Genomic DNA, 13,969 nt, shown 5'->3' on the forward strand with positions numbered 1-13,969 from the left:
GCGCAGTTTTGCGCATACGCGTCAAAGGGCGCTGGCGGCTCAGCGCGCAAATCTAGAATAGTGTGCGCCGCAGGCGCGCCTTTGGATCACGCCCCGTTCCAGGCGCCCCCCTCAGGCAGGGGCGTCGAGCAGGTCCATCGCCTCCAGCACCTCGTCCATGTCGACGCGCCCGTCCCCGCTCAGATCAAAGATCATCATCGCCCGCATCGCCGCGCGCGCCTGTTCGCTCAGCCCCGCATCGGCCACGGCGCGGGCGTGGCCTTGTATTTCGGTCCAACTCGCCATGCCGTCCTTGTTCAGATCGCTGGCACGATGCCAAACCATCAGCCGCCCGCGCATCGTCGCACTGGCGGCGTGGACAAGCACTTTCAATTCAGCCTCAGACACGGACAGGTCGCCGTTCAGATCCGCATCGAGCAGGCGGCGCAATTCCCGCGCCCTCAGCCGGGCAAGTTCCGCGGCGATGGCCGTCTCGACATCCGCCGCGCTCAGTCCCTCCGGGCCGCCGTAGCCCAGGACCAGGCCCGCCGCCTCTTGCACAAAGGCCTCGGGACGGTCCCGCATCCGGTTCAGCGTCGCGCCGGGCGTGCGCGCAATCAGCGCATCCAGCAGGGCCTGGGGCGCACCCTCCTGCGCCAGTACGCGCCAGGGCATCAGGCACACAATCAGCGACATCAGGGCAATGATCCAGCGCATGGGGCAATCCTCCTGCCCTGCAGCCAACGACATCAGGGTTAAACCAAAGTTAAAGCCTGCCCAAATCCCGCCGAAAATGGTCGTTTTGAAGCCATGCCATCGGGTGCTGTCACGCTAAGACTGGCCCATGAGTTACGTGCTGCACTACGCCCCCGACAACGCTTCGCTGATCGTGCGCCTCGCGCTCGACACATGCGATCTGCCGTTCGAGACGCGGTTGGTGGACCGGGGCACGGATCAGCAAAACAGCCCCGCCTACCGCGCCCTCAACCCCAACGGGCTGATCCCGACACTGGAAACACCGGACGGGGTTTTGTTCGAAACCTCGGCCATCCTGCTTTACCTGTCAGAACAGCATGCAGGCCTGATGCCAACGCCAGGTCCGGCGTGGGCAGCGGCGCTGAAATGGCTGATCTGGCTGGGCAACACCCTGCATCCCAGCCAACGGATGATGTTTTACCCGCATCTCTATACCGACGGCGACCACGACGCCTTGCGCGCCCCGACCCGCGCCCGGATCACTCGCCTACTGAGCCTGCTGGCCGCGGCACCGGATGCAGATTGGCTGGAAGGGTCACCCAGTGCGATGTCCTGTTACCTCGCCCCCTTGCTGCGTTGGTGCGCAATTTATGGCGGGCCTGCATGGTTTACCCTTGCTGATCACCCACGCCTGATGGACTTTGCCGCACGAATGGAACAGACCGATGCCGTGGCCCGCGCCATCACAGCCGAGGGGCTGGGCCTCTACCCGTTCACCGCGCCTCAGCGCCCCAACCCACCCGAAGGAAGCGCGCTCTAGATGTTTCTGTCTGTCTTTGAAATGTTCAAGGTCGGCATTGGCCCGTCCTCGTCCCATACGATGGGACCGATGGTGGCCGCTGCGCGCTTTCTCGACATGATGCGCGCCTCGCCCTTTCATTTTGCGGGCCTGCGCGCCTCGCTGCACGGCAGCCTCGCCTTTACCGGTGTGGGCCACGCCACGGACCGCGCGACGATCCTTGGCCTGGCTGGGTTCGTTCCGGATACCTATGACCATGAACAGGCCGAGGCGACGCTGGCCGCGCTGGCCGATACGCATATGTTGCACCCCGACGGCCTGCCGCCCCTGCACTTTGATCCAAAGACCGACCTGATTTTCGACTATGACACGCAGCTGTCCGGGCACGCCAACGGCATGATCCTGATGGCCACGGACGCCCAGGGCGACGTCACCTTGCGCCAGGTCTTCTATTCCATCGGCGGCGGATTCGTGATGACCGAGGAGGAACTGGCCGCCGGCAAGGCCACGGACGAGGGCGCGCCCGTGCCCTACCCGTTCAAATCGGCCGCCGAGATGCTCAAGATGGCTGCAAGCTCGGGCAAGTCCATCGCCGCCATGAAACGCGCCAACGAGGTGTCGCGCAACGGTGATCCGCACCTGCGATCCGGGACAAAGCGGCTGTGGGAGGTCATGAACGACTGTATCGACCGGGGGCTGAGCACGGATGGCACCCTGCCCGGCGGTCTACAGGTCAAACGCCGCGCCAAGGGCATCCATGACAAGCTGCTTGAGGAACGGGGCATGAACCTCACTGCGCCGCACACGATCAACGACTGGATGAGCGTCTATGCCATGGCCGTTAACGAAGAAAACGCCGCAGGCGGGCAAGTCGTCACCGCCCCTACAAACGGCGCGGCAGGCGTGCTGCCCGCAACGTTGCGCTACTATCTCGACCACGTGCCCGGCGCGACAGAGGCCCATGTCGAGGATTTCCTGCTGACGGCGGCCGCCATCGGCGGGCTGGTCAAATACAACGCCTCGATCTCGGGGGCCGAGGCCGGATGCCAGGCCGAAGTCGGCAGTGCCGCCGCCATGGCCGCGGCGGGCTTGTGTGCCGTGATGGGGGGCAGTCCCGAACAGATCGAAAACGCGGCCGAGATTGCCCTGGAACACCACCTTGGCATGACATGCGATCCGGTGAAGGGCCTCGTGCAGGTGCCTTGCATCGAACGCAACGGCTTGGGCGCGATCAAGGCGGTCAGCGCCGCGTCGCTCGCCCTGCGGGGCGATGGAACCCATCTTGTACCCCTGGATGCCTGTATCGAAACCATGCGCCAGACGGGCGCGGACATGAGCGAGAAGTACAAGGAAACCTCGCTGGGCGGGCTGGCCGTGAATGTGCCCAACTGCTGACGGGGTCGGTGGGCGGGTGCCTTTCACGCAGCGCGTGAAACAGACCCGCCCGACCACGTTGCTTGACGCTAGTTGGCGTCAAGTACGCTGCAAATCCCGCGTTGTGTTATCACCATCCCCTGCTAGCGTGCCCGAATGACTCAGGATCGCCCCCTCCTCGGCATTCTTCTAATGCTGGGTTTTTGCGTTGTCGCACCGATGGGCGATGCGGTGGCCAAGCTGCTTGGGCAGTCCGTGCCGCTGGGTCAGCTATTGCTGATCCGTTTCGCCGTGCAGGCGCTCATCCTGATCCCGCTGGTCTGGCTGGGGCGACGCGCCTGGCGGATGCGGGGGCGCGTGCTGCACCTGACCCTGTTCCGCACGGTGCTGCACATCTTTGGCATCGGGGCCATGTTCACAGCCCTGCAATACCTGCCCCTGGCCGATGCGGTCGCCATCGCCTTCGTCATGCCCTTCCTGATGCTGCTGCTGGGCAAGTATGTACTGGGTGAAGAGGTCGGGCACCGCCGCTTCCTTGCCTGCATCGTCGGCTTTGTAGGCACCTTGCTGGTGGTGCAGCCCAGCTTTGCCGAAGTGGGCTGGCCCGCCCTGCTGCCACTGGTCGTGGCGGTCAACTTCTCGATCTTCATGCTGGTCACGCGCCAGATCGCCAAGGACACCGACCCCATCGGCCTGCAAGCGGTCAGCGGGGTGATGGCGGTGCTGATCATGGGGCCAATGCTGTTGCTGACACAGAACACCGGCATCGTGCCACTCGCGCTGATCCAGCCCACGGGCAACGAATGGTCGCTGCTGATCGCCATCGGTGTGCTCGGTTCTCTGGCGCATCTGCTGATGACCTGGTCGCTGCGCTATGCGCCCTCTGCCACGCTTGCGCCGATGCAATATCTCGAAATTCCGGTCGCCACGGTGATCGGTTTCCTCGTGTTCACCGACCTGCCCAATGGGCTGGCCTCGCTTGGTATCTGCATCACGATTGGGGCTGGGCTGTACATCGTTCTGCGGGAACGCTCCATCGCGCGGATGGAGGCGCGGACACCAGCGCCTGTATGACCGCAGCCAGCCGCCCGCGTGGCAGGATCACGATCATCGCGGGCGCCTCCATCGTCAGGGAAATGTCGCCCAGTGCCCTGTTGGATGTGCCAATCCTGGTTAACGGATCAAAGGCCAGACCATCAATCGGCCAGTGCAAACCGCGCGATGTGCCCATGACCGGCGCCAGCGGATAAAGCGACACCGTCTCGCCTGCATCACATGGCACAGAGATCTGCGGCGGGCACAGAAACATCACTTCATCCGGCCCGATCAGAACGCACGGGCGGTCGGGATAGCGGGCCATCACGTTGAGGGCTGCCAACTGATGGTCAATCCGCGCACCGGTAAAGCCTACCCCCAAAATCACCGGGGCCGTAATGTGGCGCAGCGCCTTGTCGAAATCCGTGCTATCTTGTTCAGAGATGTGAAAGCGGCGCTCTTGTGGGATCAGTTGCACCGTTTCGGCGCTGACGCTGTCGAAATCTCCGATCACGGCGGTCAGGTCCACCCCCGCGCGGCGCGCCAGTTCCGCCCCGCCATCCGCCGCAACACATAGCGGCGCCAACCCCATGGCAAGGGTCACATCTTCGATTTGCGCCGCCCCGCCGCCCAACAGGGTGACAGGTTCTAAACTGTGAACAATCTGCTTCGTCATGGGTTTTTAATGCAATTTTCGGAAACAGATCACAATGTCGCCCTGAAATGATACCCTCACCGGCACAGATTCGGGCCGCTTTGGTCCGGGATTGGCCCCTATAGAAACCTCCGCATACTGGCAGAGGACGAGCATCCGATGATGAGTAATAATAAAATTTTGACAGTTTCCTACGGCACGTTTTCTTGCACGTTGGAAGGATTCGACGACAGCTTTGGCACGATGAAGGCCATCGCGGAGTATTTCCGCGACCTGGCTGCCGATGACCGCTATTTCGGTGCCGAGCCGCCCCAACCCGACGCAGAGATGCTGGCCCGGATCGCCGAGCGCGAGATTTCCCGCCGTGTCGAAGCGCGCGAACATGAAGGCCGCATTGTGCTGAGTGCCGGCCACGCCGAGGCCGCCGCCGTTGCCGCGCCCGCCATTGCGCAAGAGGCAGCCCCCGCACCTGCTGAACCCCCCGCACCTGCTGAACCCGCAGCTGCCGAAGAGGTGGCTGAGGCCGCACCGGTTGCAGAGGATGTTCCTGCCGCAGAAGAGGCCGTTGCAGAAGCCGACATGGCCGAAACCGCAGTCGTCGAAACAGTCGAGGAAGACACCGCAGTCGAAGACGCGCCAAGCGCCGACATCGATATGCAGGACGCAGCCGACGTGCCCGAAGCGGCCGAAGCTTTCTTTGCCCAGAGCGCCGAAGAAGATGAGGCCGAGGACGAACAGGCGCCCGAAGCCGTGGCCGAACCTGTTGATACGGCCGACATTCCCGCTCAGGACAGCATCGCCGCCAAGTTGCAGCGCATCCGTGCCGTTGTCTCCAAGAGCCAGGAAGAGGCCGCGGAAGACGACCTGTTCGAAGACGAACACGCCGAAGAGTTCGCCCCGCAAGCCGAGATCGAAGACGTGGCAGATGACGCGCCCGAAGGCGACGAGCCCCCCGCCGCCATCATCGATGACGCGGCCCGTGCCGTTGAGGCGTCCCAGGACGTCGAGGAAGACGCCACTGTTGCAGAAGATGCAGCGGACGAAGAAGACGACGATATCGCCGCAATCCTCGCCCGCTTTGACGGCAAAGCAGATGACACTGCTGAGGAAGATGTCGAAGCGGTCGCAGAGACAGCGCAAGCCGATGACGAGACCGAAGCCACCGCTGAGGACGCCAAGGATGACGTCGACGCATCAGCCGACGACGACGATGATGACCTGGGCCTGGATCTCGCTTGCCGCACTGATGGCCGAAGAGGACGATGCCGAGGCTGATCAGGCCGAAGACGGCGACGCGGCCGAAAACCTCTTTGACGACAGCACAGCCGAGGCCGAAGAAGAGGAAGACGCCCCGCGCCGTGCCCGCATCATCAAGGTCAAGCGCGCCGATATCGACGCCGCCATCGCAAGCGGTCAGCTCGAAGAGGTGGCTGACACCGACGAAGGCGCAGAGATCGAAGAAGCATCAAGCCTGTCGGAAGAGGACGAAGCCGAACTGCTGGCCGAACTTGCCCAGGTCGAAGCGGAACTGCCCAAATCCGTGGACGAGGCTGCACATGATGCAGACGACGCCATCGCGGCATCCGATGACGATGCGCCCGAGGTCAACGACGACGACGTCTCGCGCCTGATGGCCGAAGCCGACAACCAGATGGAAGAGCCTGAAGGCTCGAGCCGTCGCAACGCATTCGCCCACCTCAAGGCCGCTGTCATGGCCAAGAAGGCAGATGCCGACATCGGCAACGACTCGGTCAAGGACGAGGGCGCATTCCGCTCCGATCTCGCCTCGGTCGTCAAACCGCGCCGTCCTGCCGCCAGTGGCAACCGCGCCGAGCGCCCCGATGGCAACCGCCCCGCGCCTCTGAAACTGGTCGCCGAGCAGCGCGTCGATGTCGAAGCCGCCCCAAAGGGCCCGGTGCGTCCGCGTCGTGTTGCCGCCGTGGACGAGGCCGCAAGCGCAACCCCCGACGCCACCAGCAGCTTTGCCGACTACGCCTCGGACATGGGTGCGCACAACCTGCCCGAACTGTTGGAAGCGGCGGCAAGCTATCTCAGCTTTGTCGAGGGCCGCGACCAGTTCTCGCGTCCGCAGCTGATGACCAAGGTGCGTCAGGTCGAACAGGGCGAATTCAGCCGCGAAGACGGGTTGCGCTCATTCGGCCAACTGCTGCGCGCAGGCAAGATCGAAAAGATCAAAGGGGGCCGCTTTGCCGTGACAAACGACATCGGCTATCGCCCGGATCAACGCGCCGCAGGCTAAGTTCACAATCCAAACCAACGCTGGGGCGGTCCTGATCAGGGCCGCCCTTTGTTATTGCCCATCATTGCTCGTCCGGCGGCACATCGGTGCAAAAGATCAGCTTGTTGCCGAACGGGTCCGAGATGCTCATGTCGTCCATCCCCCAGGGCTGGCGTTGCACGCCAGGGCGGGCATGGCGAAAGCGTTTGGCGTTCAGTGCCGCGCAATAGGCGCGAACATCATCCATCTCGATCCGCATCGACGCACCGGGGCTGGCATCGCCAAAATGCTCGGAGAGATGCAGCGCGCACTTCCCCAGCTTCAGTCCCATGTACAAGGGCGTATCCGGTTCGAACCGGTGCTCGAACGTGACCTCAAAGCCGAGAAACCCGACATAGAAGGCGCGTGCCTGTGCCTCGTTGAAACTGCGCAGGATCGGAATGGGTGGGGCGAACTTGGCCATCGAACTACTCCTGATCAGACGCAGACACTCTACCCGTCAGACGGCCCACGACAACCCATGAGGCAATGGCCTGTCGGCCAGATCGAAACGCAGCGTACAGCGCGGGGCCTCTGATTGCGATGGGGGTGAGCGATGCAGGATCAGCATGTGAAGCACGAGAATGTCGCCCGCCTGCGCCTCTGTGATCTCGGTATCGAACTGTGCCGCCACCGCCTCGGCCTCGCCCGTCGGTACCGCGCCTGCCCTGTGACTGCCCAGCGCAATCTCCATGGCTCCATTTTCGGCAGTGGTGTCATCCAGATGGATACGGACAAACAGCATATGCTGCAGCACGCTCACTGGTGGGGCGCAGTGCCACATGTCACCCTTGCGCGACCACGCACTGTACCCTTCAAGGTCGATCCGATCGCGCACGGCGATGATGCGATCCTGATGCCAGGGCACCCCCCAATTGTCAGACCGGGTTTTGTCAAACACAACACCTCGCACGGGCGCCATGCCGGGCCAATGGGCGCGAATGGGTGCCAGCCACCGCCCAGCTGCGACCATCAACGTATGATCCGGTGCCAATCGGCTAGAGCCCGCTCCGATATCGGCGCGCAATTCCGAACATGTATCGCTATCAAGCGCGCCCCGCAGCCAGACACGGCCCGTCCTGGCAAATGCCTCGGCGGCGGCCGTCATTCGTGTTGGGAGCCTGCATCAGGGTCCGGTTGCCCAATCCCCTTGAACACAGCCTTGAGGGGGAAGGCCCAGATCACACCCAGGCCCACGTAGATCGCCAATTCCACAAAAATAGAAGGGCGGTCAAATTGCGCAACCAGGCTGACGGCCGCGATGATGTATAGCGGCACGCCCAAAATCAGGATCAACAGCGACAGCCGTTTACGTGTTTTGTAGCGCAGCGCCATAGGCCCACCTCAATCAGCAAAGGGATCGCGGACAAGGATCGTATCCTCCCGCTCGGGTGAGGTGGAAAGTAGGGCGACGGGGCAGTCGATCAACTCTTCGACACGGCGCACATATTTGATCGCGTTTGCAGGCAGGTCCGCCCAGCTGCGCGCGCCTTCGGTCGATTCCGACCAGCCGGGCATCTCTTCGTAGACCGGCGTGCAGCGCGCCTGTTGATCGGCGGCGGTGGGCAGATAATCCAGCGTCTCGCCATCCAGCTCGTAGCCGACACAGATCTTCAGCCTCTCGAACCCGTCCAGCACATCCAGCTTGGTCAGCGAAATGCCGTTCACACCGCTGGTCGCGCAGGTCTGGCGCACCAGGCAAGCGTCAAACCACCCGCAGCGGCGCTTGCGGCCCGTGGTGGTACCGAATTCATGGCCCCGTTCACCCAGCCGCTGGCCGTCGTCATCGTGCAATTCGGTCGGGAACGGGCCCTCACCCACGCGGGTGGTATAGGCCTTGACGATGCCGAGGACGAAATCGATGGTCCCCGGGCCCACGCCCACGCCCGTTGCCGCCTGCCCCGCAATTACGTTGGAGGATGTGACAAAGGGATAGGTGCCAAAGTCGATGTCGAGCAGCGCGCCTTGCGCGCCCTCGAACAGGATGCGCTTGCCCGCCTTGCGCGCCTCGGTCATGACCTTCCAGACCGGGGCCGCATATTCGAGGATAGCCGGAGCGACCTCGGCCAGACTTGCCAGCAGCGCCTCGCGGTCCACAGACTCTAGTCCCAAGCCACGGCGCAAGGCATCGTGGTGGATCAAGGCGCGATCCACCCGCAGTTCCAGGGTCGCGGGATCGGCCAGATCGGCGACACGCACCACACGGCGGCCCACCTTGTCCTCATAGGCCGGGCCGATGCCGCGCCCGGTCGTGCCGATCTTGGCCACCGAATTCTGCGACTCGCGCGCCCGGTCCAACTCTCCGTGGATCGGCAGGATCAGTGGCGTGTTCTCTGCAATCATCAGCGTCTCGGGGCTGATCTCGACCCCCTGAGCGCGCAAGGTCTCGATTTCGGAGACCAGATGCCAAGGGTCCAGCACCACACCATTGCCGATGACGGACAGCTTGCCGCCCCGCACCACGCCCGAAGGCAGCGCATGCAGCTTGTAGACTTCCCCATCGATGACCAGCGTGTGCCCCGCATTGTGACCACCCTGGAAACGCGCGATCACATCCGCCCGCTCGCTCAGCCAATCGACGATCTTGCCCTTGCCCTCGTCGCCCCACTGCGCGCCGACAACCACCACATTGGCCATTGAAGAGTCCTTTCATGCAAACCCGCGCCCGTATAGCGATGCGGCGGGCAATGGCAAACCGCAATCTCTGTTTCTTCTGACCAAAAATACCACCGCCGGAGGCTCCAACCGTTGCAACGGGCGCCGGTTCCCGGCATCAACACGCAGAATTGCAATGAACGGACCACTTCCATGGGATTTCTCTGGCGCTGGCTTTTTGCCCTGGCCCTGCTGGCCGCGACCTACAATCCGACCCCCTATAATTACGTGGTCTGGACCGGCGAATTCGGGTCGCAGAACCTGTCCATCGCGGTGCTGACGGGGCTGTTGCTGCTGATCGGCTATATCATCTACCTGCGTGCCACCCTGCGCTCCATCGGGGGCTTCGGCATGGCACTGGTTCTGGCTGTGGTCGGGGCGACGCTGTGGGTGCTTTATGATCTGGGGATGGTCAAACTGGACGATCCGGGCCTGAACACCTGGCTTGCGTTGCTGGCGCTGTCTTTGGTGCTGGGCGTTGGCCTCAGTTGGAGCCATGTGCGCCGCTACCTGTCCGGTCAGGCCGATATGGATGACGTGGACGAATAGCGGCACTGTCTTGGGGGCCAGCCCCCAAACCCCCGGCATATTTTTCAGAACAATGAGAACAATGAAGGGTCAGTCGAGTGTCACAGGCTCGCCGTGCGGTGTGCGCAGATAGGCGGCCTCCCACGCGGTGCGCATCTGCTGGATGTCGCCAGGGGCTGCCGCGCCGAGGTCAGACAGCAGGGCCTCGAGGGTTTCCAGCCACGCAGCGAAGTAATCATCGCCGCCGTTGAGTTCTCTGGTCAGACCATGCGCCTTGAGGGTTGCGCCGAAGCGGGCCGCCCAATCGGGCCAGTCAAACACGCCCGCTTCGTTCAGATGCACGGTCATTGCAAACAGTTGCGCATGCCAGGGTGCTTCAAAGACCGGTTCGGGCTTCATGGCGCACTCAGATAGCTTTGCCAGAGGTCGGCAATGACCTCGTCTGCGGCATGTTCCGGATGCGCCCAGAGGTCCGCGGCGGCAAAAGCCACGGCATAGAGCGGCTCGGGCGCCTCGCCCTGCCCATGGGCATTGCTGTCGGGCAGGATATGCGTGCCGTGACGGCGCACGACCGTGCCGGTGCGCCCCGCCAGGTAGGCGGGCAAACGTGTGTGCCCTCCGTCCACTGCGATGTTCTCGGCCTTTGCGCGCACCACAACCCGGTCACCGGGTTTGAATGCAGGGGCCGGGCCACCGGGCCGCGTTGCAGGCCCGCCTTTGGCAAGAACGTCGGCCACCGAGGCCGCTTTGAGCCGCTTGTTGGCCAACGTGCTTTCGCCCGTCGCCTGCCCCGTTGCCAGTTCTTCTGGCGTTACCGCGCCTTTCGCCACCAACAGGTCGGCCAGTGCTGCGATCCACTTTTCATAATACGCAAATCGCGCGTAGTCCTTGGGCGCGAGGCTCTCGCGGGCATGGCGAGATGTGTCGAGGTTCCAGAGACCCAGCGCGCCCGAGGCCAGTGTCAGCGCCAATGCGCGCGGGTGCCAGTCGGCGTGGAACTGTACGTCTTCGGGTTCGGGCTCTACCGGACCATCGCCGAACCGCCCGCCCATGTCGTGGGGCCGGGTCACCGGGCCACCGCCAATCCGCAGCCGATCATCGAATCGCGGGTAACCAGCGCCATCAGCGCGGCCTCGTCCATTCCCGCGCTCCCTTCAGGGCGCATGGGCAGGACGAGGTAGCGCACCTCGGCCGTCGAATCCCATACGCGCACAGATGTCTCTTCGGGCAATGTCACACCGAACTCGCCCAGCACCTTGCGCGGCTCGCGCACAGCACGGGCGCGGTAGGCGTCGGATTTGTACCACCCCGGCGGAATGCCCAGCAGTGGCCACGGATAGCACGAGCACAGGGTGCACACGACCATGTTGTGCACGTCCTTGGTGTTCTCGACCACGACCATGTGTTCGCCTTGCCGCCCGTAATAGCCCATCTCGGCCAGCACCGGATCGGCATCCTCCAGCAGGGCCGCCTTGAACGCAGAGTCGGACCAGGCCCGCGCCACCACATGGGCACCGTTCTTGGGGCCGATCTTGTTCTCGTAGGTGTCGATGATCTCGTCCAGCGCAGCCGGATCAATCAGCCCCTTCCGGGTCAGGATCGTCTCGAGCGCCTTGACCCGCAGAGCGGGGTCGGACGGCAGCAGGCTGTGCGGGTGGTCGGAATGATCATGGGGCATGGGCGCGATCATGGGGTGGTGCGGGCGCAATTGTCCAGACCCCCAAAGCGCCACTTGCCCCGCACCGGAAACTTGCATAGATACCGCCCATCGCGCAGCTACAGGGCAAACCTCCCGCATGGAAAACGTCGTTCTCATCGTCCACCTGATCCTCGCCCTCGGCCTTATCGCCGTGGTGCTGATGCAGCGCTCCGAAGGGGGCGGTCTGGGCATGGGTGGCGGCGGTGGCGGCGCGATGACGGGCCGGGCCGCGGCCACGGCGCTGTCCAAGGTGACATGGGTGCTGGCGATTGCCTTCATCATCACCTCGATCACCCTGACCATCATCGCCGCACAGAACGCATCGGGAACCTCCGTGATCGACCAATTGGGCATCACGCCGCCTGCGCAGAACGCGCCGGCCGACGACCTGATCCCGCCGGGTGGCGACCTGCTGCCGCCCTCGACAGGCGACAACGCGCCGCTGGTTCCCAGCGCCGACTAACGAAATCTTGAGGGCAATCAAGCGGCTACAACATCATGTTGCGGCCACCTTGCCCCATGCAACCGAATCCTGTTAAACTGAGGTCCCGTGGGGAACGTATATTTGCGTGTCCTGCATCCGGGCCTTGAGCCTGACTGAACCACGGGGGACTGCACCAAATGGCGCGCTACATTTTCATCACCGGCGGCGTTGTATCATCGCTGGGCAAGGGCCTTGCCTCGGCCGCCCTCGGCGCACTTTTGCAGGCGCGTGGCTTTTCAGTGCGCCTGCGCAAGCTGGACCCCTATCTGAACGTCGATCCCGGCACCATGTCGCCCTTTGAACATGGTGAGGTGTTCGTGACGGATGACGGGGCTGAAACCGACCTCGACCTTGGCCATTACGAACGCTTTACCGGCGTGGCGGCGCGCAAGACCGATTCCGTGTCTTCGGGCCGCGTCTACTCCACCGTGCTCGAGAAAGAGCGGCGCGGCGACTACCTGGGCAAGACGATCCAGGTGATCCCCCACGTCACGAACGAGATCAAGGATTTCATCAACATCGGGGATGACGAGGTCGACTTCATGCTCTGCGAGATCGGCGGCACCGTCGGCGATATCGAGGGCCTGCCTTTCTTCGAAGCGATCCGCCAGTTTTCTCAGGACAAACCACGCGGCCAGTGCATCTTCATGCACCTGACCTTGCTGCCTTACATCAAGGCATCGGGCGAGTTGAAAACCAAACCCACGCAGCACTCGGTCAAGGAACTGCGCTCCATCGGTATCGCGCCCGACATCCTCGTCTGCCGATCCGAGGGGCCAATCCCGGTCAAGGAACGTGAAAAACTCGCCCTGTTCTGCAATGTGCGGCCCGAGTCGGTGATCGCGGCACAAGACCTCTCCACCATCTACGACGCCCCCCTCGCCTATCACCGCGAGGGCATGGACCAGGCCGTTCTCGACGCCTTCCAGATCAGCCCGGCGCCCAAGCCGGATCTGACCAAGTGGGAAGATGTCAGCGACCGCATTCACAACGCCGAGGGCGAAGTGAAGGTCGCCATCGTCGGCAAATACACCCAGCTTGAAGACGCCTATAAGTCGATTGCCGAGGCGCTGACCCATGGCGGCATGGCCAACCGAGTCCGGGTCAAGGTTGAATGGGTCGATGCAGAGCTGTTCGACAAGGAAGACGCCGCCCCACATCTCGACGGGTTTCACGCGATCCTCGTGCCGGGCGGCTTTGGCGAACGCGGCACCGAAGGCAAGATCAAGGCCGCCCAGTTCGCGCGCACCCACAAGGTGCCCTATTTGGGCATCTGTCTGGGCATGCAGATGGCGGTGATCGAGGCGGCGCGCAACGTCGCGGGCCTCAAATCCGCAGGGTCCGAAGAATTCGACCACGAGGCGGGTAAGAAACGGTTCGAACCGGTGGTCTATCACCTCAAGGAATGGGTGCAGGGCAATCACAAGGTCGAACGCAAGGTGGGCGACGACAAGGGCGGCACCATGCGGCTGGGGGCGTATGACGCGGTACTGAGTGACGGGTCCAAAGTGGCGGAGGTCTATGGGACCACGGCCATCGACGAACGCCACCGCCACCGTTACGAGGTCGACATCAAGTATCGCAAACAGCTTGAAACGGCCGGGCTTTGCTTTTCCGGCATGTCGCCGGATGGCCGCCTGCCAGAGATTGTGGAGTGGCCCGACCATCCGTGGTTTATCGGGGTTCAGTTCCACCCCGAACTGAAATCCAAACCCTTCGACCCGCATCCGCTGTTCCAGGACTTCGTGCGGGCAGCCCGGGACAATTCCCGACTGGTCTAAGGTGCA

Annotated in this window: 17 protein-coding genes; 8 read left to right on the top strand and 9 right to left on the bottom strand. The window is 63.3% G+C overall.

Going from position 1 to position 13,969, the window contains the following annotated elements; translation table 11 throughout:
* Nucleotides 1–111: 111 nt before the first annotated feature.
* On the bottom strand, nt 112–696 hold the full coding sequence (locus ACMHLQ_RS04480) for a hypothetical protein (RefSeq protein WP_415403603.1): 585 nt from the start codon (nt 694–696) through the stop codon (nt 112–114).
* Nucleotides 697–823: 127 nt separating this feature from the next.
* On the opposite strand from ACMHLQ_RS04480, the gene ACMHLQ_RS04485 reads away from it, so the two are divergent.
* The 3 genes from ACMHLQ_RS04485 (at nt 824) to ACMHLQ_RS04495 (ending at nt 3,922) form a co-directional block, all read left to right on the top strand.
* A complete protein-coding gene (locus ACMHLQ_RS04485) occupies nt 824–1,495 on the top strand; it encodes a glutathione S-transferase family protein (RefSeq protein ID WP_415403604.1) in 672 nt (223 codons plus the stop codon).
* Nucleotides 1,496–2,869, top strand: coding sequence for an L-serine ammonia-lyase (locus tag ACMHLQ_RS04490; RefSeq protein WP_415403605.1), 1,374 nt, complete (start codon nt 1,496–1,498; stop codon nt 2,867–2,869).
* 135 nt (nt 2,870–3,004) lie between these two features.
* The gene (locus ACMHLQ_RS04495; RefSeq protein WP_415403606.1) at nt 3,005–3,922 is read left to right on the top strand and encodes a DMT family transporter; all 918 of its coding nucleotides are present in this window, start codon (nt 3,005–3,007) and stop codon (nt 3,920–3,922) included.
* Here ACMHLQ_RS04495 and ACMHLQ_RS04500 read toward each other — a convergent pair.
* Nucleotides 3,840–4,559 carry a thiamine diphosphokinase gene (locus ACMHLQ_RS04500; protein ID WP_415403607.1) on the bottom strand — a complete coding sequence of 240 codons (720 nt, stop codon included), beginning with the start codon at nt 4,557–4,559 and terminating at the stop codon, nt 3,840–3,842. The genes ACMHLQ_RS04495 and ACMHLQ_RS04500 overlap by 83 nt on opposite strands.
* 192 nt (nt 4,560–4,751) lie before the next feature.
* Here ACMHLQ_RS04500 and ACMHLQ_RS04505 point away from each other — a divergent pair, with 192 nt between their 5' ends.
* A complete protein-coding gene (locus ACMHLQ_RS04505; protein ID WP_415403608.1) occupies nt 4,752–5,813 on the top strand; it encodes a hypothetical protein in 1,062 nt (353 codons plus the stop codon).
* On the top strand, nt 5,719–6,798 hold the full coding sequence (locus tag ACMHLQ_RS04510) for a hypothetical protein (RefSeq protein ID WP_415403609.1): 1,080 nt from the start codon (nt 5,719–5,721) through the stop codon (nt 6,796–6,798). Before ACMHLQ_RS04505 ends, ACMHLQ_RS04510 begins: the two co-directional genes overlap by 95 nt.
* Nucleotides 6,799–6,859: 61 nt before the next feature.
* Here ACMHLQ_RS04510 and ACMHLQ_RS04515 read toward each other — a convergent pair whose 3' ends face one another.
* The 4 genes from ACMHLQ_RS04515 to ACMHLQ_RS04530 are packed head-to-tail and all read right to left on the bottom strand — an operon-like array spanning nt 6,860 to nt 9,453.
* Complete coding sequence (locus tag ACMHLQ_RS04515; RefSeq protein ID WP_415403610.1) at nt 6,860–7,240, bottom strand: glyoxalase superfamily protein; 381 nt, start codon at nt 7,238–7,240, stop codon at nt 6,860–6,862.
* A gap of 36 nt (nt 7,241–7,276) precedes the next feature.
* Entirely contained in the window at nt 7,277–7,924 is a 648-nt protein-coding gene (locus tag ACMHLQ_RS04520; protein WP_415403611.1) for a phytanoyl-CoA dioxygenase family protein, read from the bottom strand.
* Nucleotides 7,921–8,151, bottom strand: a complete 231-nt coding sequence (locus tag ACMHLQ_RS04525; protein WP_415403612.1) for a DUF2842 domain-containing protein — start codon at nt 8,149–8,151, stop codon at nt 7,921–7,923. The genes ACMHLQ_RS04520 and ACMHLQ_RS04525 overlap by 4 nt, the downstream gene beginning before the upstream one ends.
* Nucleotides 8,152–8,160: 9 nt before the next feature.
* Nucleotides 8,161–9,453, bottom strand: coding sequence for an adenylosuccinate synthase (locus ACMHLQ_RS04530; RefSeq protein WP_415403613.1), 1,293 nt, complete (start codon nt 9,451–9,453; stop codon nt 8,161–8,163).
* Between the two features lie 171 nt (nt 9,454–9,624).
* Here ACMHLQ_RS04530 and ACMHLQ_RS04535 point away from each other — a divergent pair, with 171 nt between their 5' ends.
* Nucleotides 9,625–10,020, top strand: coding sequence for a DUF6524 family protein (locus ACMHLQ_RS04535; protein ID WP_415403614.1), 396 nt, complete (start codon nt 9,625–9,627; stop codon nt 10,018–10,020).
* A gap of 69 nt (nt 10,021–10,089) precedes the next feature.
* Here ACMHLQ_RS04535 and ACMHLQ_RS04540 read toward each other — a convergent pair whose 3' ends face one another.
* Genes ACMHLQ_RS04540 through nthA form a run of 3 tightly spaced genes read right to left on the bottom strand, consistent with a single transcriptional unit; the run spans nt 10,090 to nt 11,677 of the window.
* Nucleotides 10,090–10,398 (bottom strand): nitrile hydratase accessory protein, encoded by a 309-nt coding sequence (locus ACMHLQ_RS04540; RefSeq protein WP_415403615.1) that lies wholly within the window; start codon nt 10,396–10,398, stop codon nt 10,090–10,092.
* Entirely contained in the window at nt 10,395–11,069 is a 675-nt protein-coding gene (nthB, locus tag ACMHLQ_RS04545) for a nitrile hydratase subunit beta (protein ID WP_415403616.1), read from the bottom strand. The genes ACMHLQ_RS04540 and nthB overlap by 4 nt, the downstream gene beginning before the upstream one ends.
* Nucleotides 11,066–11,677: a nitrile hydratase subunit alpha gene (gene nthA / locus ACMHLQ_RS04550; protein WP_415405354.1), complete on the bottom strand. Its 612-nt coding sequence runs from the start codon at nt 11,675–11,677 to the stop codon at nt 11,066–11,068. The genes nthB and nthA overlap by 4 nt, the downstream gene beginning before the upstream one ends.
* A 118-nt stretch (nt 11,678–11,795) precedes the next feature.
* Here nthA and secG point away from each other — a divergent pair, with 118 nt between their 5' ends.
* Together secG and ACMHLQ_RS04560 are read left to right on the top strand one after the other, a co-directional pair.
* On the top strand, nt 11,796–12,161 hold the full coding sequence (secG, locus tag ACMHLQ_RS04555; protein ID WP_415403617.1) for a preprotein translocase subunit SecG: 366 nt from the start codon (nt 11,796–11,798) through the stop codon (nt 12,159–12,161).
* Nucleotides 12,162–12,319: 158 nt separating this feature from the next.
* A complete protein-coding gene (locus tag ACMHLQ_RS04560; protein ID WP_415403618.1) occupies nt 12,320–13,963 on the top strand; it encodes a CTP synthase in 1,644 nt (547 codons plus the stop codon).
* The last annotated feature ends 6 nt before the right edge of the window (nt 13,964–13,969 follow it).

It is taken from the genome of Tateyamaria algicola, assembly GCF_047715485.1.
Taxonomy (GTDB): Bacteria; Pseudomonadota; Alphaproteobacteria; order Rhodobacterales; family Rhodobacteraceae; genus Tateyamaria.